The organism is Hymenobacter sublimis (assembly GCF_023101345.1).
Taxonomy (GTDB): Bacteria; Bacteroidota; Bacteroidia; order Cytophagales; family Hymenobacteraceae; genus Hymenobacter; species Hymenobacter sublimis.
This window is the reverse complement of sequence record NZ_CP095848.1, coordinates 1,483,563-1,506,502: the sequence shown is the minus strand read 5'-3', so window position 1 is coordinate 1,506,502 and position 22,940 is coordinate 1,483,563. Positions and strand designations below refer to the sequence as shown.

The 22,940-nt window shown below is 57.0% G+C and carries 19 protein-coding genes and 1 riboswitch; of the genes, 16 read left to right on the top strand and 3 right to left on the bottom strand.

Annotation, left to right across the window (positions count from 1 at the left end; genetic code table 11):
- Window positions 1–39 precede the first annotated feature (39 nt).
- The 7 genes from MWH26_RS06340 to MWH26_RS06310 all read left to right on the top strand — a co-directional run bounded on the left by MWH26_RS06340 (window position 40) and on the right by MWH26_RS06310 (window position 6,928).
- Window positions 40–357, top strand: coding sequence for a hypothetical protein (locus MWH26_RS06340; RefSeq protein WP_247976533.1), 318 nt, complete (start codon window positions 40–42; stop codon window positions 355–357).
- 218 nt (window positions 358–575) lie between these two features.
- The gene (locus MWH26_RS06335; protein WP_247976532.1) at window positions 576–917 is read left to right on the top strand and encodes a hypothetical protein; all 342 of its coding nucleotides are present in this window, start codon (window positions 576–578) and stop codon (window positions 915–917) included.
- A gap of 79 nt (window positions 918–996) precedes the next feature.
- Window positions 997–1,209, top strand: coding sequence for a hypothetical protein (locus MWH26_RS06330; protein WP_247976531.1), 213 nt, complete (start codon window positions 997–999; stop codon window positions 1,207–1,209).
- 441 nt (window positions 1,210–1,650) lie between these two features.
- Window positions 1,651–2,142 (top strand): hypothetical protein, encoded by a 492-nt coding sequence (locus tag MWH26_RS06325; RefSeq protein ID WP_247976530.1) that lies wholly within the window; start codon window positions 1,651–1,653, stop codon window positions 2,140–2,142.
- Between the two features lie 626 nt (window positions 2,143–2,768).
- The gene (locus MWH26_RS06320) at window positions 2,769–3,044 is read left to right on the top strand and encodes a hypothetical protein (RefSeq protein WP_247976529.1); all 276 of its coding nucleotides are present in this window, start codon (window positions 2,769–2,771) and stop codon (window positions 3,042–3,044) included.
- A gap of 252 nt (window positions 3,045–3,296) precedes the next feature.
- Window positions 3,297–3,773 (top strand): nucleoside deaminase, encoded by a 477-nt coding sequence (locus tag MWH26_RS06315; protein WP_244695800.1) that lies wholly within the window; start codon window positions 3,297–3,299, stop codon window positions 3,771–3,773.
- Window positions 3,774–3,979: 206 nt separating this feature from the next.
- On the top strand, window positions 3,980–6,928 hold the full coding sequence (locus tag MWH26_RS06310) for a heparinase II/III domain-containing protein (protein ID WP_247976528.1): 2,949 nt from the start codon (window positions 3,980–3,982) through the stop codon (window positions 6,926–6,928).
- A 77-nt stretch (window positions 6,929–7,005) separates the two neighbouring features.
- Here MWH26_RS06310 and ffh read toward each other — a convergent pair whose 3' ends face one another.
- Window positions 7,006–8,355, bottom strand: coding sequence for a signal recognition particle protein (gene ffh / locus MWH26_RS06305; RefSeq protein WP_188557493.1), 1,350 nt, complete (start codon window positions 8,353–8,355; stop codon window positions 7,006–7,008).
- A gap of 44 nt (window positions 8,356–8,399) precedes the next feature.
- Window positions 8,400–8,729, bottom strand: a complete 330-nt coding sequence (locus MWH26_RS06300; RefSeq protein ID WP_247976527.1) for a hypothetical protein — start codon at window positions 8,727–8,729, stop codon at window positions 8,400–8,402.
- 111 nt (window positions 8,730–8,840) lie between these two features.
- On the opposite strand from MWH26_RS06300, the gene MWH26_RS06295 reads away from it, so the two are divergent.
- Entirely contained in the window at window positions 8,841–10,157 is a 1,317-nt protein-coding gene (locus tag MWH26_RS06295) for a glycosyltransferase family 4 protein (protein WP_247976526.1), read from the top strand.
- Window positions 10,158–10,204: 47 nt separating this feature from the next.
- Here the strand turns inward: MWH26_RS06295 and MWH26_RS06290 are convergent, their stop codons facing one another.
- The gene (locus MWH26_RS06290; RefSeq protein ID WP_247976525.1) at window positions 10,205–12,064 is read right to left on the bottom strand and encodes a hypothetical protein; all 1,860 of its coding nucleotides are present in this window, start codon (window positions 12,062–12,064) and stop codon (window positions 10,205–10,207) included.
- 232 nt (window positions 12,065–12,296) lie between these two features.
- Between MWH26_RS06290 and pseB the strand changes: the two genes are divergently transcribed.
- The 8 genes from pseB to MWH26_RS06250 all read left to right on the top strand — a co-directional run bounded on the left by pseB (window position 12,297) and on the right by MWH26_RS06250 (window position 22,491).
- Window positions 12,297–13,316 carry a UDP-N-acetylglucosamine 4,6-dehydratase (inverting) gene (gene pseB, locus MWH26_RS06285; protein WP_247976524.1) on the top strand — a complete coding sequence of 340 codons (1,020 nt, stop codon included), beginning with the start codon at window positions 12,297–12,299 and terminating at the stop codon, window positions 13,314–13,316.
- Window positions 13,317–13,412: 96 nt separating this feature from the next.
- Complete coding sequence (gene pseC / locus MWH26_RS06280; RefSeq protein ID WP_247976523.1) at window positions 13,413–14,585, top strand: UDP-4-amino-4,6-dideoxy-N-acetyl-beta-L-altrosamine transaminase; 1,173 nt, start codon at window positions 13,413–13,415, stop codon at window positions 14,583–14,585.
- A 41-nt stretch (window positions 14,586–14,626) separates the two neighbouring features.
- Entirely contained in the window at window positions 14,627–15,352 is a 726-nt protein-coding gene (locus tag MWH26_RS06275; RefSeq protein ID WP_247976522.1) for a cytidylyltransferase domain-containing protein, read from the top strand.
- Window positions 15,353–15,401: 49 nt separating this feature from the next.
- A complete protein-coding gene (gene pseG / locus MWH26_RS06270; protein WP_247976521.1) occupies window positions 15,402–16,940 on the top strand; it encodes a UDP-2,4-diacetamido-2,4,6-trideoxy-beta-L-altropyranose hydrolase in 1,539 nt (512 codons plus the stop codon).
- A 42-nt stretch (window positions 16,941–16,982) separates the two neighbouring features.
- Window positions 16,983–18,023, top strand: a complete 1,041-nt coding sequence (gene pseI / locus MWH26_RS06265; protein WP_247976520.1) for a pseudaminic acid synthase — start codon at window positions 16,983–16,985, stop codon at window positions 18,021–18,023.
- A gap of 64 nt (window positions 18,024–18,087) precedes the next feature.
- Entirely contained in the window at window positions 18,088–19,398 is a 1,311-nt protein-coding gene (locus MWH26_RS06260) for a glycosyltransferase family protein (RefSeq protein ID WP_247976519.1), read from the top strand.
- A 54-nt stretch (window positions 19,399–19,452) separates the two neighbouring features.
- Window positions 19,453–20,895: a DUF7033 domain-containing protein gene (locus tag MWH26_RS06255; RefSeq protein ID WP_247976518.1), complete on the top strand. Its 1,443-nt coding sequence runs from the start codon at window positions 19,453–19,455 to the stop codon at window positions 20,893–20,895.
- A gap of 111 nt (window positions 20,896–21,006) precedes the next feature.
- On the top strand, window positions 21,007–22,491 hold the full coding sequence (locus MWH26_RS06250; RefSeq protein WP_247976517.1) for a lipopolysaccharide biosynthesis protein: 1,485 nt from the start codon (window positions 21,007–21,009) through the stop codon (window positions 22,489–22,491).
- A 311-nt stretch (window positions 22,492–22,802) separates the two neighbouring features.
- Window positions 22,803–22,894, top strand: a riboswitch (SAM riboswitch).
- Window positions 22,895–22,940 lie beyond the last annotated feature (46 nt).

The window sequence follows — 22,940 nt, the reverse complement described above, 5'->3', positions numbered from 1 at the left end:
ACATTTGTATTGTTCTTTAACTACTAACAAACAAACAACATGGTACAGCTAACTAACGAACAGAAAGATGCTCTGATGAATCCCCGTTTCAAGATGCACGAAGCCGAAAACGAAACGAAATGCTGGTACGGTGAACATTTATTCTATGATGGTTTTGAAGCTATCTCCACTATTCTAGAAGCTGAGGCACAAGGATATCAGATGGTGTTAATTAACTGTGATACACATTGTATAGTAAGCACACAGGAACGCTATCAGATGCTTTACTTGAAGATGATACAACAAGGGGATACCTACTACAAAATAGGTCGCAAGAGCATTCAGACAGAACTTTTGAAGCTCACTGAGCAACTATAAATATCTTCACTCTACCCCAAAGCCTACTCCTAACAGGGTAGGCTTTTTTTATTCACTGAAAAATATTTTTACATAAAACATACAAGTGTATTGTATTGTACGACATATGACGTACATTTGAATCATCAGAAAGGCACTCGGCACTTCTGCTACTGCTTGCTCTTTGACATTCCGACCCTACAACCGCTGCTGAAAAGCAGCACCAACAAACAAACAACATGAAAATTGTAAGAGAAACCTCAGAAATCAGCTTCACGGTTCGCTACTGGACTCGCAAACTTAAAGAAGCCTTTGGAGCCAAAAGAAACCTAGTAATCAAGCAATTTGAACGCAGTCTGGAAGTTTACTTCTATTCTACCAGAATTGCACTAATTGACTTAGACACCGATACGATCCGCCTAGCGAACGGCGGCTGGGAAACGAAAACCACGAAAAACCATTTGAATCAGGTCTTGCGAGTAATGAATGTTCAGCAAGCAGTATTTCAGAAAAAATTTCAATGGTTTTTGGGCGAAAAAGAATTTAACACACAGATTGAAATAAAAGCGAAGCTAAACTAAGAAAACGGGAGCTGGCACAAGCAGCGGCTCCCCTTTCTTTTCCCTCACTCTCCTACCCTACCATCAAACAAACAACAACATGACTACTTCCAGCTTTTATGTCAACCTCACCAATGCTTGTGCAATTGCGGATCAACATGCACAGCGAGACTTACCAACAGCATCAGTAAATGATCTGGAATGGGATCTTGGTTTAGAAAGCGAAGGATTAACCATTGATGAATTAACGCTTCTGAAAATGGTGTACGATCAATACCGTGCCTTGTATGTTGCTAACCAAATAAAGAAATAAAGTCATGACAAGATTCTGCTTTGTTTTCAGCAGTGAGTTAAAAGAGGGGTTAGCATTCATGCATTTTAATGCACAACCCGATAGAATTAAGGCTAACGAAGGACATATAGTAAGCACACTGCAAGCGTCACACCAGCAAGCCACAGAGAAGAAACTACTGAAGCTGGTGGTGCAAGAGTATCCAAAAGCGGTTATTTGGGAAGATAAAGAACACCCGCTACGACACCGCTACATTAAAACCAAGTAAATAGAAAATGCCTCTCCGATTTAACGGAGAGGCATTTTTATTATCAATGGATACTATATTCTCACATCTCTAAAATATACTCTCACATTTCAAAACTTTTTTCAAAAATATTTTACAAAATTCTTGACATTAGTACGTTGAGTGTCGTACATTTGTATAGTCAAAACCAACCACCACTTTAACAGCTACTCATTATGTCACCTGCTGAAAAAATCAAACGTGCTGATATTGCTAAAAATGCACACGCTATTGCGAAAACATTAGCTACTGGCAGCTATCGTGAACGCTTATCCGCTGGCTTTAAACAAGCTTGGATGAATAGCAAAGCACCCCTTGCGAAGCGCACGTATACTATTGCTGAAAGTGTGCGTAAATACCCGGGTACCAGTATTATGAAAGGCAACACAGCTCAACATATTCTGAGCTGGGATTCTAACACTGGATCTATTGTAGATGCGGATTGGTGCGCTTATTCTGAGTTTGAATCTAAAAGCTCAAGCTATTCTTATTATGATATTAAAGTAGATCTAGTGCAAGGTGAAGTATACAAAATATGGCAGAATGGTAGCATGACCTATAACGTCTATGATGGTAGAAGTATACACGAGATGAAATGGAATGATGTTAAGTCCTTGCTAAAGGATGTTTCCCGCGCAAGTAAGATAGAACGCTTACTTGCCGCATAATAGCCAATCAATTACACTGAGTATTTATTAATCACGCTCATCATTTACTTGCCTCAGTGAATTTTTCACGCCGAAATTTTCACTACATGCTTACCACCACAAAAACCTTATTATTGGAGTTAGTCCAATTAGATACACAAATAACGTTGCTGCATGATAGCCTCTGGATAGAAGCCCTATCCATTAGCCGCAAGCTTACGTTGTGGGATGGTCTATTTTTACAGCAGTTTATTCAGGATGAACAAGCAATAGAGGTAACTACACTCTTCACGCTCATTGAAGCCTATGAAACCAGATCTAGTACGAGACTTTCTAGCCCGCTGGGGCATTAACATAGCCGCCATAGCGGAATACGTTGGGGTGCATCGAACCACGTTAGCCGATATGCTAAATCCTGCCCGCAGAGCGAAGCTAAATGATCAACAGCAGCAAGACCTTCACGAGTACCTGAAAAGGTTACACACAGAGCTAGGAGCGTTTCTAGCTACCGATCTGGAAGAACTACCGGCTACCGAATCTTAGCGGTACCTTTGTTTCAGATAACATGGAGTACCCATGTTGTTTGTTTGATTTGAGAAGCCTATGCCGTTGGTGTAGGCTTCTTTGTTTTTTTCTACTCCTACCCTGTGGATAACGTCGGGACAGGAAACCTACGCTGGTACGGGAAACGATTTCTTGTGACAGGAAACCCCGGTTTTAGGCTATTTTCCTGTCACGAGCGAAAAAGACGTGGTACAGGAAATGAGGTTGAAACGGTCAAAAACAGCCTCTATTGCTCAGAAATGGACAAAAAGAAAGAGCGAATAAAATTCGCTCCCTCTTCCACAACCAAAACACCTAAAAAACTATTCTTTCATTTCTCAGAACATCAAATTCCGGGCCAGATTTCTCTTTTACCGTAACAGCTATTCTGAGTGAGGAATAGTATTTATGTGTCTACACGATACAGAGTCGGGCAACTGGGGTCGGGGTTGCATGGGTAGCCAAAAATTTAATGCACTTGCATAGGAGTAAACTAGCAGGTAACAAAGGCTCGTTTGCATCCTCTATTTCGTGGCACTTAGGTGGTGAAGAATTCCACAAGCTGTATTTTGCGCAGTTTTTGGCCGGGCTAACCGGTAAGTCAGTTTTCCTCACCCTTTGAAGCCCGTTCTATGGAAGCGCCCAACCCCGACTTTATGCGCGAAGCAATTCGCCTGTCAATTGAAAAAATGCAGGCCGGCTACGGCGGACCTTTTGGCGCCGTAGTGGTTAAGGACGGTCAGATTATTGCCCGGGGCTTTAACCAGGTCACGAGCACCCACGACCCTACCTGCCACGCCGAAGTAGACGCCATTCGGAAAGCATGCACGGCCTTAGGCACTTTTCAGCTCGATGAGTGCGACCTATATACCAGCTGCGAGCCGTGCCCTATGTGTTTGGGAGCTATTTACTGGGCCCGGCCCCGTCGAGTGTTCTACGGCAATACAAAGCAGGACGCGGCCGCTATAGGCTTCGATGACCAATTTATTTATGAGGAATTGGAAAAGCCTTTGTCTGCCCGCCATATCCCAATGGTAGAATTACTCCGTGAGGAAGCTGGCGCTGGCTTCCGGGCCTGGGAGCAACACGAAGGCAAAACCGAGTATTAAACTTTATTTATACGCGAAGTTCCGCTATTTCCCAACGCGGGTGAGTCCATCCTATTTTCGGAATAGGATGGACTCGCTGTTTATACGGCTTCTGATCAACTAACTTTATTTCAGAATAGGATGAAACTCTTTTGGTGGCTTAGCTATTACAACTCCAATTTCCTATGAAGTCAGATCTAAAATTAGCACTAAATCAATAATAAGTTTTGAGACGAAAACTTTTACTAGCACTTCATTTTCTCTATTTTTTTATCTTCTCGGCTCACGCGCAAACCGGTAGCTGGGACCCCGCAGGAGCTACCCCAACCTTTCCCCGGACCTTGCTCACCGCGGCAGCTATTCCGGCGGGGCAGGAGTTTATAGCGCAACCGGCTAATCTGACGCTCTACGAAAGCGTGTACGGCAGCCTTGCGGCGGGTCCAGGCAGTGAGAATAGCTCAGCGGATGGGCGACGAGCCCGGGCCACTTTCGCCAAGAATGCTGCCTTTGTGCTGCTCATGGACCGCAAGCCTGACGCTGGCACCCTAACGGCCTTACCTACCTCCGAGCGCACGGCATATCAGCAGCAAGTGGTTGCTGCACTAGAAAGCCTTAACCCCGCCGTGGAAGCATTTGCCAGCTTTTCCGGTACCACCTACACGGAGTGGCAGTGGCGCTCCAAGGAGCTAATTGATTACCTCATTGCCTACGATTTGCTGCGCGGCGTGGGAGTGCCAGAATCACAGTTGCTGGTCAGCAAAGCCAAACTTCAGCAATTTGCCGGCAACCTATACCGGGAGTCGAACCGGGCTTTTCTGGGAGTGTATTTTTACCGGCAGGTAAAGAACAACCACACTCTGATGACAGCCGCCGCGCTGGGCATGGCGGCTGTGGTGCTTAACGACGCTACCAGCCTCGACATTAACCAACAACCTGTTAACTGGATTAACGCAGGGCTTTTCCACATTGATAATGTGCTTTGGGAAGATGCTCAGCGTCAATCAGACCCGGCAGCCTTAGCGGGGTACGCGGAAGGGCCGTATTATTTCAAGTACGCCTTTTTGAACTGCTTACCCTTCTTTCGGGCCCTTGGCAACTTCGCCCCGGACGCTAGTTTTTCCTGCACTTACAACGGCACCACACGCAGCATCCGCAACCCGTATTTCGACCCGCGCTACGACCAGCTTTATGAGTGGATAACGGCCATTCTGATGCCAGACGGTCGTTTTCCGGCCCTTGAGGATTCGTACGTGGACATGGGAATGCCAGAACTGGCCCTCACGGGTAAGCGCCGCTACGTAGTACCCCTGCATCTGCAACACCTGGCGCCCGGGCAACTCAATTCCCTTACGGCCCAGCTGCGCGATGTAACCGTGGATATGCGCGCCGCCTACCTAGCCGCCCAAATCACCCCAACTCCACGCTCCCGCCCTACCCTCACCCACTTGCCCCACAGCGGCAACCTCGTGCTGCAGGCCGGCCCCGATTCTGCCGCTACCTACTTGCACCTGTACGGTAAAAGTGGAGCCGTGCAAACGAACTCCGGAGGCCACAACCAAGCCGACGCCACCAGCTTTATTCTGCACGCTCAGGGCCAGCTGCTGGCCCTCGATGCCGGTTATCTAAGCTTTAACCGCCGGGCAGAGGTAGGCCAGGCCGCCAATCACAACCTAGTGCTGATTGACGGGGCCGGTCCGGCGATGGGTACTGCTGGGGCGGCCAACGAAGCTAGCACCTCCTTGCCGCGGGCCTTCGCGGCGGCGGGTCTGGCTTTCGGGGAAGCTCGGACTACTTACCAGAACGCTACCGTTACCCGCAAGGTGCTGTTTATCCGGAACCGCTATTACCTATTGGCTGATTTTGTGCAATCCGCCGCACCGCGCCGCTACACCTGGCAGTTGCACGGCTACGGGCTGGCCGACGGCACGGCCCAAACCGGCACCTTCCAGAGCAGCCTAGCTCAGCACGAAGGCAGCTGGGAGAAAAACGGGGCTCGCCTGCAGGCCCACATTGCCACGCCTAGCCCCGCCGCAACCTACCGCACGGCTACTGGCGTGCACGAGCTGGTGTACAACACCCCCGAAAACCACACCACACTGCTGGTTGACCAAAGTGGGGCGGCCCAGACGCAGTTTCTAGCGGCCCTCTATCCTGGCACTGCTGCCGCCACTCCCGCCCTCATTACGACCACCAGCACGGCCGCTACTGCCGCGCTAACTACTACCACCGATGGTTTTCGGGATGCCGCCTTCACCCAGTCCGATACGGTGCTGACTACTAACTCGGGTCTGGCCCAGACCATCAGTTCTGATGCGCTGCTGACCTTTCTTTCGGTTGATGATGTGGATATGCCGGTTCAGGCCTTCCTGGATCAGGGGACACAATTGCGCTACGGGTCGCACCTGTTGTTGCAGTCCGTGCGCCGGGTCACGATGAGTTGGCAGCAAACCGCTACCAGGTCATTCGCGGGCTACGTGAGCGGGGCTACTACGCTTCGCATCAGCCTGCCTTCCGGGGCCGCCGTTACCGGGCCTGGCGTTACTACGTCAAGCTTTGATGCCGCAACCGGGCAGCTGGTCATTACGTTTTCGCAGGCCTCCAGCTTTGAGGTGCAGGTTGCCAGCCGGCCGCTTCCGGTAGAGCTAACGTTCTTCGGGGCCCGCCGCCAAGGGACAGCCGTGGAACTGAGCTGGCAAACCGCCACGGAGCTGCAGAATCGGGGCTTCGCCGTTCAGCGCAGCCTCGATGCGGGCCGCACGTTTCAGTTGGTAGCTTTCGTGGCAGGCCGGGGCACTAGCACCCAAGCCGCTACCTACCGCTACACCGATGAAGCGGCTCCCACCACACCTGTTCACTACCGTCTCCAGCAGCAGGATCTGGATGGCACCGCGCACTACTCCGCCGTGGTACGGGTAGCAGGCGCCACGCCCGCTGCTACCCTGACCGCCGCGCCGGTTCCCGCCCGTGACGTCCTCACAGTTTCCTTTCCTGACCCCAGCCAACTGGTTCACCTGCACCTGCTGGACAGCCAGGGCCGGGTAGTGGTACGGCAGCAATTTCAGCACCAGACGCGGCTACACCTGCAGGCCTTGCCAGCTGGGCTCTACTACCTGCGCGCGCTAAATACCACCGGGCAGCTAATTGCGCCTGCGGTAAAAGTGCTAGTAGAGAAATAAGGCCTCGCACAACCACTGGAAAGCCCCGAATATCAACGTATTCGGGGCTTTCTAGTGTTTGCGAAGGAGTTGACTGGCTAGCGGATAGGGCCTTTCATGCCCATCATACGGGCCATTTGCTGCATGCCGCCTTTGGTCTGGCTCATCTTGTTCATGGTGCGCATCACTTTGCGCATGTCCTCGAACTGCTTCATCAAGTTGTTAACCTGCTGAATGTCAGTACCCGAGCCTTTGGCCAAGCGGCGGCGACGGGAGCCGTTTAGCAGCTCGGGCTGAGCCCGCTCCTTCGGCGTCATGCTCTTGATAATGGCCTCAATTGGCTTGAAGGCATCATCGTCGATTTCCACGTCCTTCAGGGCCTTGCCCATGCCCGGAATCATGCCCACCAGATCCTTCAGGTTGCCCATCTTCTTGATCTGCTCTAGCTGGGAGAGGAAGTCGTCGAAGTTGAACTGGTTTTTGCGAATCTTCTGGTTGATGCGCTTGGCCTCTTCCTCGTCGAACTGCTGCTGGGCCCGCTCTACCAGCGAAATCACGTCGCCCATGCCCAGGATGCGCTGGGCCATCCGGTCGGGGTAGAACAGGTCCAGGGCTTCCATCTTCTCGCCCGTGGAAATGAACTTGATGGGTTTCTCCACCACGGCCCGAATCGAGAGAGCCGCGCCACCGCGCGAGTCACCGTCGAGCTTGGTCAGGACTACCCCATCAAAGTTCAGCCGGTCGTTGAAGGTCTTGGCCGTGTTCACGGCGTCCTGACCCGTCATGGAGTCCACCACGAACAGGGTTTCGGACGGGTTGATGGCCCGCTTCACCTGCTCAATTTCGGCCATCATCTGCTCATCCACGGCCAAGCGGCCGGCGGTGTCAATGATAACGACCTTCTTGTTGTTCTTGCGGGCAAACTCGATGGCGTTCTGCGAAATCTGCACCGGATTCTTGTTTTCCGGCTCCGAGTACACTTCCACACCTACCTGCTCACCCAGCACTTTCAGCTGGTCGATAGCGGCGGGGCGGTACACGTCGCAGGCCACTAGCAGCACGTTACGGCCTTGCTTTTTGATGTGGCTGGCTAGCTTACCGGCGAAGGTGGTTTTACCCGAGCCCTGCAGGCCTGAGAGCAGCACCACAGCCGGCTCGCCCTTGATGACAATGTCCTGCTTTTCGCCGCCCATGAGCTGGGTCAGCTCATCATAGACGATTTTGGTCATCAACTGGCCCGGCGACACGCTGATGAGCACGTCGCGGCCCATGGCCTCGTCCTTGATTTTATCGGTTACCTCCTTGGCTACCTTGTAGTTCACGTCGGCGTCCACGAGGGCGCGGCGGATTTCCTTTACGGTGGCGGCAACGTTGATTTCGGTGATGCTACCTTGGCCTTTAAGCGTCTTAAAAGCCCGGTCGAGTTTGGTACTGAGATTATCGAACATCGGTTGATGTGCTGATTTTTGATGTAATAATGGGCTGAGTTTAGTTAGGAAGCCTTGCGGAGCACAATGCTTTCCAGTACCTCCAGGCGGTGCAGCATATCGGCCTGGGTGGCTTGGCTGGCTTCTACCCGGGCCAGCCGCTGGTCAATCTGCTGCACATCGGTGCGCAGCCCGGCCACTTCTTCCTTGACGCCGTCAATCTTCTTTTCCATGCGGGAAAAACCATCCGAAGTAGCCTCGGCGAAACGGTTGAAGATGGCTTCAAATCGGTTGCCTAAGTCATCGATATTGCGCTTATTTTCCTCGGTCTGCCGGTCCACGGCGCGCAAGACGTCGCCCATGAGGGCCAGTAGGTCGGTGTAATCGGCAGCCATAGAGCAGTGTACGGAAGAGAAACCGGGTTCAGCCTCCAAAAGTAACCAGAAAACCCCGAAAGGCCGCAGGTGCGTACCTTCGCGGCTTCCTTGCTACCCTCACCTGTGCCCGTGTCCGCTGCTCGTCCGCTTCGCCTGCTTGTTATTACGTATTACTGGCCGCCCTCTGGCGGGGCCGGCGTACAGCGCAGCCTTAAATTCGTAAAGCACCTGCCCCAGTTCGGGGTAGAGTCCACCGTGCTTACCGTGGATGCCAGCCAGGGCGCCTACCCCGTATTAGACCATTCACTGGCCGCCGATGTGCCGCCCCAGGTGCGAGTCATCCGGACCGATACGTTTGAGCCTTTCGACAGCTACAAAAAGCTCACGGGCCGCCAGCAGGTGCCCTACGGGGGCTTCGTGGGCGAAAGCAAAACCAGCCTCGTGCAGCAGCTGTTCAAATTTGTGCGGGGCAACCTGTTCATTCCCGATGCCCGCCGGGGCTGGAACCGCTACGTGCTCCAAACCGTAGCCGACCTGCTGGCCGCCGGCGAGCAGTTTGACGCCGTCCTGACCAGCTCGCCCCCGCACTCTACCCAGCTCATTGGCCTGGAGTTGAGGCGCCGCTACGGCCTGCGCTGGCTGGCCGACATGCGCGACCCATGGACCGACATTTACTACTATAAGGAACTCAACCACCTGCCCCCAGCCCGCTGGCTTGATGCCCGTTACGAGCGGCAGGTACTGGAACAGGCTGATGCCGTGCTGGTTACCAGCCCCAGCACCAAGCGTCTGTTCCAGCATAAATCAGCCCGCATTGCGCCCGAAAAGATTCAGGTGCTACCCAATGGTTACGACGAGGCCGATTTCCGCCAGCCTAGCACGCCACCCCAGGATGCCCTGCTCATCACCCATACCGGCACGATTTCGGAAACCTACCACATTGAGCAGCTGCTGGCAGCCGGCGCCGAGTGCGCCCGCCGCTACCCCCAGGTACCGCTGCGCCTGCGCTTCGTGGGCAAAGTATCGGATGGACTGCGGCAGCAGGTGGTGGCCGCGGGCCTCAGGGAACAGACAGAGTTTATTCCGTTTGTGCCCCACGATGAATCGGTGGGCTATTTATTGCGCAGCACGGTGCTGCTGATGGCTATTCCGGACGTGGCAAATAACCGGGGAATTTTGCCCGGCAAAGTATTCGAATACCTAGCCGCGCGCAAGCCCATCCTGTGCGTGGGCCCCAGCGGCTCCGATGCCGATACCCTGCTCCAAGAATGCGGCGCGGGTCCGGCTCTGCCCTACACGGATTACGCGGCCATGCTAGCGCGGCTGGAAACCCTGGTCGCCCAGTGGCAGCGCAACCCCAACCTCGACCTTGCGGGCACTGGTTATACCCGTTATTCCCGCCGGGCCCTAACGGAGCAGTTGGCTAAGGTCATAGCAGCGAAATAGAGGGTACGCTGGTTTATCATGGCGTCGCGCTGCCTGCCATGAGGGTATTATTTAAACAGCCCGCGCAGCTTGCCAGGCACTAGGCTTGCGGCCCGGGCTTTCAGGTCGGTCCAGGAGGAATGGGCTAGGTGCTGGCCGCGCCACTCACCAATGGCCGTGGCGAGGCGCTGGGCCAGAGTACGGTAGTGCTGGCGGTGGTAGTGGCGCAGGTTGTTGGTTACGTCGGCGGGGGTATGCACGAAGTCGCGTACGTCTAGTACGTAGCAGTTAGGCGCAGCGGCGGCAAACGCAGCCAGCGCCCGGTTCATTACGATGTGACGCTCAGCGGCTCCGGTTTCGCCGGAGCCTGGCACGTCAATTTCAGCACCATTAAGAAAGAAAATAGGCACCTGCTCGGGCACCTGGGCCCGTAGCCACTGCAGGTTTTCGGTGAATTGAGCCGGCGTAATCTGGCCTACTAGCTCGAATTCCTGCTGAAATTGGCGCAGAAAATCCTCACTCATACCCTGAAACCGGCGCTGCGTGTACTTCGCAGCCTGCGCCGCGGGCTCCACCGTAGTCAGGTTCTGGTAGCCGCCGAAGGGAATGGCGCGGCCGGTGACCTTTTCACGGTACAGCTCTTGGGTATAGTCCATCAGGGGGCTGTACACCAGCACATCGTAGCTGGCCTGCCACAGTTGGGTTTCGAAGGATTCCCGGCCGAGGAAGGGTAGCGCGGCGGCCAGGCGCTGCTGCTCCGCTGCCGGCCACTCGCGCCCAGCCCGCAGCAGGGCCGTGTGCTCCAGGTGCACTGGAATCTGGTTTTCATTATTGTAGTTGAACTCCTCTACCACGTCCAGCTCGAAGGCCTGCAGAAAAGGCGTCAGCTGGCCCAGGTCGCAACCTCCTTTGAGCAGCACCCGCAGCCGTGCCTCGGCGGGCGCCTTGACATCTACTCCCGAGCTGGCTGCTACCTTCGGCGCATTAGTAGGGTCTACTATGGTAATCCAGTCGGGGCTTTCCGTGGTATTCAGGTGGGTGGCTACCTCGCCCTGCACTTCCAGGGCCGGAAAGCCCAAGTGGGCGTAGGTGAACTGCTCCACGCCCAGATGCAGGATGCGGCAGGAAAACACGAGTTGCTCCAACTGCTCCGTTTCAGTATTGAGGCAATAGACGCCTACTAGCCCGTAGTCCCCGAATCGGTCGTGCACGCGCACGGTGCCCCAGCGGCGGGCTGAATCTTCCAGACTAGCCTGCACCTCTTCTTTCCTAACGCGACGCTTGGTGAAATTCAGCTGATTGGAGCGGTTGATGAGTTCCTCTATCCGGTCCAGATCGGGCAGTATGGCCTCACCCTCGCGAAACTCGATGCGCACTTGTGCGTCGTGCAGGAAGGCCAGGTTGTCGTTGTACTGGGTGCGGGCCTGTTGCTGGCGCTCCAGCAGCTTGTACTGCTCCAGACGCGAAAACGTGGGGTCGGGCTTGCCGGTGGCCCGCAGCTGGGGGGCCAGCGCGGGCAGGTCGGCGGGGTCGGCTACCTGCAATTCAGAGTTATAGTACTGAGCCTCGGCCCGGTTCATGGAGTTATCGTCCAGGAACAGAGCGTTGGGCGCGCGTAGCTGCATCTGCTCCAGCAACTGCTTGATAATCGGGCCCTTGGGCTGCCAGCTGATTTGCGGAAACACGAACAGCTCGCGGATGCCTAGTTCCACGAGCTTGGCCTCGGCGGGAGCAAAATCATTTTTGGAAACGATGGTGTGCACAATGCCGCGCGCGGCCGTGTCGCGCACTAGCTGTACGTTCTCCTCTAGCGCCTCTACCGCGCCTTCCGAGAGCGTGCCCTTCCAGAAGGTATCATCCAAATCCCAGATGATAACTTTTACGGGGTGAGGTAAGGCGGGGGAAGAAGCAGGAGAAGGAGGCGTCATGCTGAGCGAAATGAAGCATCTCTCCCGCTTCGGTGAATTATTGCTGCAACGAAGCGGGAGAGATGCTTCAACTTCGCAGACGCCAGATTAAGCAGGACAGGAAGCACCCTTTCTGTCCGAACTACAAAAGTACGCAAGCTCCGGGCGGAATGTCTACTTTTGCCCTCCTTACCCCCGGAGGTCAGGTTCAGGTGGCGTTTCACCTCTTCTCCTCCTCACCTCATTACTTCCAATGGCCCTCGACCTCAATCATAAATCCATTCTGGTAACCGGCGGCACCGGTTCGTTCGGTAAGCAGTTCGTGCAGACGGTGTTCGAGAAATACCCCCAGGTAAAGCGCCTGGTGGTGTACTCCCGCGACGAGCTGAAGCAGTTCGAGATGTCGCAGATTTTCCCCCACTCGCAGTACCCGGCCATTCGCTACTTCATTGGCGACGTGCGCGATGCGGAGCGCATGAAGCGAGCCTGCGAGGGCATCGACATTATTGTGCACGCCGCGGCCCTCAAGCAAGTGCCCGCTGCCGAGTACAACCCGATGGAGTGCATCAAAACCAACATCTTCGGGGCCGAAAACGTGATTAACGCCGCCCTAGACTGCGGGGTAAAGGACGTGGTAGCCCTGAGCACCGACAAAGCCGCCGCCCCCATCAACCTCTACGGCGCCACCAAGCTCTGCTCCGACAAGCTGTTTGTGGCCGCTAACAACATGAAGGGCTCCCGCGACTTGCGCTTCTCGGTGGTACGCTACGGCAACGTAATCGGCTCCCGCGGCTCGGTGGTGCCGTTCTTCCTGCAGCGCCGCCACACCGGCGTACTACCCATCACCCACCCCGACATGACCCGCTTCAACATCTCCCTGGAGGAAGGCGTGGACTTGGTACTTTATGCCCTGGAGCACAGCTGGGGCGGGGAGATTTTTGTGCCCAAGATTCCGAGCTACAAAATCACGGAGGTAGCCAAGGCCATCGGTCCCGACTGCCGCCAGGAAATTGTGGGCATCCGGCCCGGCGAGAAGCTGCACGAGGAAATGATTACCGAAACCGACGCCTTGAGCACCGTGGAGCTGGATAAGTACTACGTTATCCTGCCCTTTACCCCGCGCTGGGACGTCGACGACTTCATCAAGCACTTCGGGGGCCGCCGCGTGGAGCCCGGCTTCCATTACGACTCCAGCAACAACACCGAGTGGATGGACGCCGAGCAGATTCGGGAGGAAATCCGCCTGCACGTGGACGCGGGGTTCGCGGTGTAGTATCGTCGCTTTAGCAAAAGTAAAGGCCGTTTTCTGAGGAAAGCGGCCTTTTTTGCTTTCCGAGTTGTTCTGGCACCAGCTACCTTTGAGTCTACTATGCCAGCTACCTCCTTCGTTCCTACCCGCCCCATTGCCTACGGCCGCCAGCAAATCACCCCCGAAGACGTGCAGGCCGTCACGGAAACGCTCTACTCCGACTACCTCACCCAGGGCCCCAAAGTGGCGGAGTTTGAGGAGAAGTTTGCCGCCTACGTGGGAGCGAAGTACGCGGTAGCGGTAGCCAACGGCACGGCGGCCCTGCACCTGTGTGCCCTGGCCCTGGGCGTGCAGCCCGGCCAGCGCGTGATTACTACCTCCATTACCTTCTCGGCCTCGGCCAATTGCGTGCGCTACTGCGGCGGTGAGGTGCATTTTGCCGATATCGACCCGGCTACTGCTCTGCTTGACTTGAAAGCCGTGCGCCGTCTGTTGGAAAGTCACCCCAAGGGCCATTTCCACGGCCTGATTCCGGTTGATTTTGCGGGCCTGCCGGTGAATCTGGAGGAAGCGCGTCAGCTTTGTGAGGAGTTTGGCTTGTGGATGATTGAGGATGCCTGCCACGCGCCGGGCGGCTTTTTCACCGACAGCCAGGGCCAGGAGCAGCGCTGTGGCAATGGGCAGTTTGCCGACCTGGCCATTTTTAGCTTCCACCCCGTCAAGCACATTGCTACTGGCGAGGGCGGCATGATTACCACCAACCGCCCCGACCTCTACGAGCACCTGCTGCGCCTGCGCACCCACGGCATCACCAAGGAGCCCGCGCAGATGAGTCGCAACGAGGGCGGCTGGTACATGGAAATGCAGGAACTGGGCTACAACTACCGCCTGCCCGACATGCTCTGCGCCCTGGGCATCAGCCAGCTCACCCGCGCCAACGAAGGCCTGGCCCGCCGCCGCGCGCTGGCCGCCCGCTACGATGCCGCTTTTGCCGAAATGCCCGGCGTACAGCCCCTACTGCCCGCCGCCGGCCATGCCTACCACCTCTACGTTATTCAGGTAGCCGACCGCAAAGGGCTATACGATTTCCTGCGCACCCGCCAGATTTTCGCCCAGGTTCATTATATCCCGGTGCACACCATGCCCTACTACCAGCAGTTCGGCTGGCAACCCGGCGACTTTCCCCTGGCCGAAACCTATTACGCCCACTGCCTCAGCATCCCGCTGTTTCCCAGCCTCACCGATGAAGAGCAGTTGTATGTACTTGACTGCATCCGAGAGTTTGTGGGGTAGCGACGTAACCCTCCCCGCCTCACCTTTCACCTATTCCTCCCTTGACCAAAGTCGGCATTATCTCCCAGGCCCGCATGACCAGCACGCGCCTGCCGGGCAAGGTGCTACACCACGCCGCCGGCCGGCCCTTGCTGGACTACCACGTCGAGCGGCTGCAGCAGAGCCAGCAGCCGCTTTACTTAGCCATTACCGCCAATGCCACTGATGATGCTCTGGCGGCCTACGCTCAGCAGCACGCCCTACCCTGCACCCGCGGCTCCGAAGACGACGTGCTGGCCCGCTTCCAGCAGTGCGCGCAGGAGCACGATCTGGACGTTGTTGTGCGCGTAACCTCCGACTGCCCGCTGCTAGATGGGCAGTTGATTGGGCAAGCCGTAGAGCAGTATCGGGCGGCGAATAATCCGCGGCTTTACCTCTCTAATGTGCTGGAACGCACGTTTCCGCGGGGGTTTGACTTCGAGATTTTTTCCCGGGAGCTACTGGAGGAAGCCTTCCGGGCCGCTACCCTGCCCGCCGAACGGGAACATGTGACTCCCTACATTCACCAGAACCGCTCCGGCCGGGTGACGTTTAGCCATGTGCGCCGCCCCGAGGACCGCAGCACCTACCGCCTCACGGTTGACACACCCGATGATTTCGCGCTAATCAAAACATTGATTGAGGACTACCGGGCGGCGGAACTGTCGGGAAATGAACTGATTGCTTTGCTGGACGCCCACCCCGAGCTGGTTGCGCTGAATGCCCACATCGAGCAGAAGAAAGTCTGACTAGGTCTTGCCCGCACGCCAGCTTCGGGTGAGTTTCTACCTTCGCGGCATGGAAACTTCAGCCCCTCCCCATTCTGCTGCCCGCCGTGCCGCGCCGCCTGTCCGCCTGATTCTGCGCGCCGATGGGAATTCCCGCATCGGGCTGGGGCATGTAATGCGGCTGCTAGCCCTGGCGGGAATTCTGCGGCCAGTTTTCGCGGAGCAGATTTTTCTGATTCGGGAGCCCGACCCAGCCCTGGCTGAGCAGTTGCGGGCGGCTGGGCTGCAGCTGCGGGAGCTGCCCAGCCAGCCCCTGCCCGAAGAAGCCGCCTGGCTGGTGCGCCAAGAACTGCGCCCGACTGATGTACTGGTGCTGGATGGCTACGATTTCCGCTACGACTACCAGAACACGGTGCGCGGTGCCGTCGCCCGCCTGGTGTATCTGGATGACTTGCACGCTTTTCCGTTAGCGGCCGACCTGATTCTGAACCCGGCCGGGGGCCTGACGCTGCAACAGTACGAGCTGCGCCAGCCGGGCGGCCGCCTGCTTAGTGGGCCGGCATTTGCTCCCTTGCGGGAAGCGTTTCGCACTAGCCCCAGCTCTATGTCGGGCGCTGCCCTGCCCGATACCGTGCTGGTGTGCCTGGGCGGGGCCGACCCAACCCACCAAACCCAGCGCATAACCGCCGAGCTGCTGGCCTTGCCTTCGGTGCGGCTGGTGCACGCGGTGGTGGGCGGGGCCTACCTGGGCTGGACCGGCCTGAGTGCCTGGGCCGAGGAGCAACCCCGGCTCCAACTGCACCGCAACCTGTCGGGCCCGGAGCTGGCGGCGCTGATGCGGCAATGCGGCGCGGCCGTGTGCTCAGCTAGCACCGTCAGCTACGAGTACGCCGCGGCCGGGGGCGGGCTGCTATTTGTGCTGGCCACGGTTGATAATCAGCGGGATATTGACTTTTACCTGCGCAGTGCCGGCCTGGCCCTACCCTACACCTCAGCCGCCAACGTGCTGACCTCGCCGGAGGCTGAGCGCCTGACCAGCCGCCTGCGCCAGCAGCAACAGCGGGTTTTCGATGGCTTGGCTCCCGCCCGGCTGCGCCAGGAGTTTCGGGCCCTTCCCTTGCCGGCGGCCCCCTTTCACCTGCGCCCCGTTACGGCCGCCGATTCTGAGCAGCTGCTAACCTGGACCAACGAGCCGGCGGTCCGGCAGTTTTCATTCAACCCCACTCTCGTTGCCCGGCCCGACCATGAGCAGTGGCTGAACGCTCGGTTGCAGGACCCCAACGCCCTGTTGCTACTGGCCCAGGATGCGGCTACGGGGCGGCCGGCCGGCCTGATTCGGTTTGCGGTTACGGAGGGCGAGCAAGAGGCTACGCTAAGCTATTTGCTGGATGCTGGTTTCCGGGGCCGAGGCTTGGCGCCGCTGCTGCTGCTGGCAGGCACTCGCCGCCTGCTGGCGCAGTTTCCGGCAGTGCGCCACGTGGTAGGCCACGTTCAACCGGCCAATGTCGCCTCGGTGCACGCATTTGAACGGGCCGGTTTTTACCGCCGGCCAGCCCCAGCCGATGACGCCTCACTTACCTATGTCTGGTGCGGGGTTGGCGCGGCCTAGCAGCGGCGGCGACGAATCCATCCGCACCTTGTATTTTTACGCATGAATTTTTCTCTCGGCTCCCGTCTCATTGGCCCCGATCAGCCGCCGCTTATTATTGCCGAACTCAGCGGCAACCACAACCAGGACCTGAACCGCGGCCTTGCTATTGTGGATGCCATGGCGGCGGCCGGTGCCCACGCCATCAAGCTCCAGACCTATACCGCCGATACTATGACGCTGCCCGGCGCCTACCGCATCGACGACCCCAACTCCCTGTGGTACGGCCGGGAGCTGCACGAGCTCTACCAAGAAGCCCACACGCCCTGGGAGTGGCACAAGCCCCTGTTCGACCGGGCCCGGCAGCACGGGATGCTGGCTTTCAGCTCGCCCTTCGACGAAACCGCCGTCGATTTCCTGGAAACCCTGGACGTGCCGGCATATAAAATTGCCTCCTTCGAGAATACTGATTGGCCGTTGCTCCGCCGGGTAGCAGCCACAGGCAAACCCGTGATTATGAGCACCGGAGCTAGTCAGCTGGCCGAGGTAGCGGAGGCCGTACAGGTGCTGCGCGAGGCTGGTTGCCGCGAGCTAGTGCTGCTGAAGTGCACAAGCACCTACCCCGCCACGCCCCAGAACACCAACCTGCGCACCTTGCCCCACTTCCAGCAGCTTTTCCCCGATGCGCTGGTGGGCCTCTCCGACCACACCATGGGGGTAGGCGCGGCCGTGGCCGCCGTGGCCCTGGGCGCGTGCGTGGTAGAAAAGCACGTGACCCTGCGCCGCGCCGATGGCGGTGTAGACTCCGCTTTTTCCCTGGAGCCGGAAGAAGTAGCCCAATTAGTTACCGAAACGGAACGCGCTTGGCAGGCCCTGGGCCAGGTGCAGTACGGCGTGCAGCGGGCCGAGGAGAAAAGCCGCCTCTACAAACGCTCCTTGTATGTAGCCCAGGATATTGCCAGCGGTGAGGTGTTCACCAAGGACAACCTGCGGGTGGTGCGGCCCGGCGACGGGCTGCCTCCGCGCTACTACGATCAGCTCTTGGGCAAGCCGGCCCGCCAAAACCTGAGCGCCGGCACCCCGCTCACCTGGGCTGCCCTGTAATATTCCATAACGCAAGCTTTCTGATGGCGCGCTGCTCCCGGGTGGCGCGCTATTTTTGTGCATCATGCCCGACTCCGCCACTGCCCGCCTGCGCGACATTCTGCAACTGCGTTTCACCGACCTGTTTGCGTCCCTGCCGCCGCATATGCTAGCGACTATTTCCCCGGCCAGTCCGTGGAAGCGCCTGGCGAAGGTGCTGGGATACGCCGGCCTGCGGCTGGTAGGCAACCTGTTTCGGCCGGTGCGCAACCCAGAGCAATTGCACGGCGCCGTGTGGCTGTACGTGGTCAGCCAGAACAACTATGACTCCCTGCATTTCCTGCGGGAGGCCCTACCGGGGAGCGTGCTGGTGGCGGGTCAGAGCAAGCAGATTGGGCGTTACAACCAGGCAGTAAACCGCTTATCGTTGCGGCGGAAACTGCTGTATTACGGGCAATTTCTGGGGGTGTACTACGGGTTGAAGCGCACGGAAGGCCCGCGGGCGTGGCGCTTTTTCGACCTGATTTTCAACGCCATTGGGTACTACGAGGTGTACGTGCGGGCCCTGCGCCATTACCGGCCCCGCGCCATCGTCTTCGCCAACGACCACAACGACGACGCCCGGGCCCTGCTGCTGGCGGCCCGCGCTTGCGGCGTGCCCACGGCCTACGTGCAGCACGCCAGCGTAAGCACCAACTTCCCGCCGTTGGGTTTTGATTTTAGCCTGCTGGAAGGGCAGGATGCGTTGGATAAATACCGGCAGTGCGGTCCGGTTTATGGGCGCACCGAACTAGTGGGCATGCCCAAGGCTGATGCGTTTCTGGCGCGTAAAAACCAGAACCCCACCGTGCAACGGGTAGCCATAGCCATCAACACCCTCGATGACGCGGAAGCAGTAGCGGCGGCGGTAGACCACCTGCTGCGTGAGTTTTCGGGTCTCATCTTCACCTTGCGCCCCCACCCCGGCGACACGCGCGACTTTTCCTTTCTGCGCCGTCAGTATCCGCAGCTCCATTTTTCCGATGCCCGCCAGCAAACCGTATTCGAGTTTCTGGCCGAACACGACGCTCTAATTGCCGCCGACACGAGTACTCACCTGGAGGCTACCCTGCTCAACTTGGCCAGTATCTACTTCCGCTTTGGCACCCACGGCGTGGCCGAGGATTATTACGGCTATGTCGCCCACGGCCTCGTGGAGCGTGCCCACACCCTGCCCGAACTCTCGGCACTGCTCCGGCGCTACCAGCAGCACAAACCCGCTGATTTGTACCACCGGGCGGCCTACTACAACGCTACCCTCGGCACGCCCGACGAAGGTCATAGCCAACAGCGGGCCGCACGGTTGCTTTCCGAGTGGCTGGGCAAAGCGGCCCCTACCCCAACTGTCACCACGTAACGCGGCGGCTAGAGGAGGAAGATAGAGTTGCGCCATCTGGCTTACTTTGCAGCTATGCTGCCTCCCCCGCTTCCCGCAGTGGCTCCTGTTGCCGCAGAAACCCGCATTGCCTACGTGCTTCGGCACTTCCGACTGGCGTATGAAGTCGTGCCACTGGTTTCTATCGGCTACGCTCACACGCAGCCGCACATTGAAATAGCAGAAGCCGCCGGGAGCTTTTTCAAGCAGCAGCAGCCCTACCCCCCGGAACCTACTTGGCGGGAGTGGCAGGGTCAGCAAATTCCCATTTTCTTTGATTCTGAGCCGCAGAAACCACTTTTAGAGCTGCTTTCTAACGGCCACGCGCTTATTCACGCCGACATCCTTTCGGCAGCTTTCTACCTGCTTAGCGGCTGGCAGGAGTTTTTTTCAGAAGAACGGGACCAGCACGGCCGCTTCCCCTACGCCGCCAGCGTGCAGCACCGCTATGGCTTCGTGACTATTCCGGTGGTAAACTACTATTTCGACGTACTGAAAACCGCCGTCGAGCACGTTTCAGGTAAATCCCTACGGCCCCGCTGCTGGCCCAATGGCGCCACTTGGGCCGCCTTCATCACCCACGACGTCGACAACTTGCAGAGCGCCTGGAAAGCGCCCGCCAAAGCTGCTCTGCGCCAAGGCCGGCTCTTAAGTTTCGGGCGCCAGCTGTGGCGACATTTCACTACCCCCGACGCCTGGGACAACCTCCAACAGGTGCAGGAAACGGTGACCAGCTACGGGGCCAAAAGCACGTTCTTCTTCTTACCTGAACACCGGCCGGCCGCAAGCGGTACACCTAACGCCGATTACAAACTGCGGAAGGTGTGGCCTAAAGCCGCAGCCGCTATCCAAGATGCGGAAGTAGGTCTGCACGCAGGTCTGGGCACGGCAATGCATGGAGGAAAGCTAAAAACCGATTGGCTTAAAATTCCGGTACCGTGTAGCGGTATCCGATTCCATTATCTGAGTTGGGAGCCACGCATTACTCCCACCTTACTCAGTATGGATAATTTCACTTATGACTCGACACTAGGCTTCGCCGAGCACTTTGGCTTTCGAAATTCCTACTGCCTGCCGTTCTATCCTTTCAATTTTAATGCTGATTCTTTTACTGTTAATCCTCCGCAAATGAGGCTCTATACGCTACTATCAGAAGCACCGGCTTTCTTTACCCTGGGACCAAAAAACTCTATTCAGACATCTAAATTTCTCGAAATTCCGCTCAACGTGATGGACGCTACTCTCCACCATCCGCGCTACCTGCAGCTAGCCCCGGCGGAAATTCTGCCAGCCCTGACGCCCATGCTGCAGGAAATTGAGCGGTTTGGCGGCGTATGCACGGTGCTTTGGCACAACGAGAACTTTGACCCGGCCAACGAAACCACGGGCCCCCGCCAGTTCGCCGAAATCATGGAGTACCTTCGCAGCCGCAACGTGGCCTTCGTTAACGGCCAGGATGTCTGTGAGATGGTGAACTAGTGAAAAGGTGAGGTTGATGTTCAGATGGCGTCACTTGTGCAAACAGAACGTCAACCTCACCATTTCACTAGTTTACCATCTCACCACCTTACCACCTCACTAGTTCACCACTTGGGTATCGTTCAGCGGCAGGGGCTGCGCAACACCATTATTTCCTACATCGGGCTGGCGCTAGGCTTTGTAAGCACGGCCCTGGTGCTGCCTAATTTTCTGGAGCCCCAGCAGTTGGGCGTGACGGCCACGCTAGCCTCAGTAGCCACGCTGTACGCCCAAATTGCGGCCTTTGGCTTTGCCAGCGTGGGCATCCGGTTTTTTCCCTACTTCCGCCACCCGGAATCGGGCCACCGGGGGTTTCTGCCGCTACTTGTGGGCGTGCCCTTGCTAGGATTTGCCGTAGTCACGGCCCTGTATTTCCTGGGGGAACCCCTGCTCCTGCCCTGGTACGGCCGCGATGCGCCCCTGCTCGCGCCCTACTACACCTGGGGCGCCGTGCTGGCCTTCTTCACCATGCTGTACTCGGTGCAGGACGCCTACTTAAAGGCGCTGTATCACACGGCTTTTTCCTCCTTCGTGCAGGATATTCTGCTGCGGGTTCTGATTGTAGCGGGTGCGTTTCTGTTTGGCTTGGGCTACCTCTCGTTTACGGGTTATGTGTTGTGGTTTGTGGGCGTGAACAGCGCCCTGGCCCTGCTGCTAACGGGTTACGTAGCCGCCATTGGGGAGCTGCACTGGCGACCTACGCGGCAGGTACTCGCGGTACGGCCCCTGCGCGAGATGCTGGGCATGGGCGCCTTTACTCTGCTCGGAAGCCTGTCGGGCAGTATTATCCTGTACATTGATACCTTGATGGTAGGCGCGCAGGTGAGCGTGGCGGCGGCTGGCATTTACGTGGTGGCCAGCAACATTAGCACGGCCCTGGCTATTCCGGCTCGCTCGCTCAACAAGATAGCCTTTCCCCTGTTGGCCGACTATTGGAAGCAGCAGGATCTGCCCCGCATGGCCGATTTCTACCGCCGCGCTACCCGCCTCAACACACTGTTGGGTTGTTTTTTATTTCTGGGTATCAGCCTGAACCTGGACTTTATCTACTCCCTGATGCGCAATGCCCGCTACGCCGAAGGCACGGTGGTAGTGCTGCTGTTACTGGGTAGCAAACTCTTCGACGGCATCACGGGCGTCAACGGCTTGATGGTGGTAACCTCTCCCCGCTACCGCTACGATCTGATTTTCAACGTGTCGCTGGCCGTGCTTACTATTCTACTCAACGGATTACTGATTCCGCGCCTGGGCATGGTGGGGGCTGCGGTAGCTGCCTGCGTGGCTCAGGTAAGCATCAATGTGGCCCGTACCTGGTTTGTGTGGCACAGCTACCGCATGCAGCCGTTTACGTGGCGCATCCCGTTGATTCTGGGCATTGCGGCCGTTGCCGGGGTAGCTGGCTGGCTCATGCCCACGCTGGCTTCGTCACTACTCACTATGCTGTTGCGCTCCACCGTGCTAACCGTGGCCTACGCTACCCTGATTTTGGCTACTAAATCTTCACCCGAAGCCACTTTATTTTTAGAAAAACTTCGGGCGCGTTTTTCAGAAAAGTAAAGTTGTACAATCCGCATATAGTTCTTAAGATCAAACTACGCTCAAACGGCAACTGCAGAGTTGTAGCTTTCCGTACCTATCTTATTTCAATGGCTGGTTTCAGCTAAAAAAGGGGTAGTTAATGCAGCTAGCAAACGACCCCAGCAATTTTCAATATTTCCGCTAGGCACGCCCTCCCGTCTAGTCCTACCACTCTCGCTGTAGTGACCCGTCCGGGCTGGGAAAACGCTACTGCAGAAAAAATAAAATTTGGTAGTGTAAAATTCTGACCACTACTTTTGCCCTACCAATTCTTTACCCACAAAGGATTGTTTTTATACAGAGGCGCGGAGAGACAGGCTCGACGAAACGCCGGCAACCAGCGGACCATCCGAAACGGTGCCAACTCCTGACCATATAAAAACAACTAGCCGTGAACCGCTTGTCCAACTCCGCCGCCGCATCCGCCA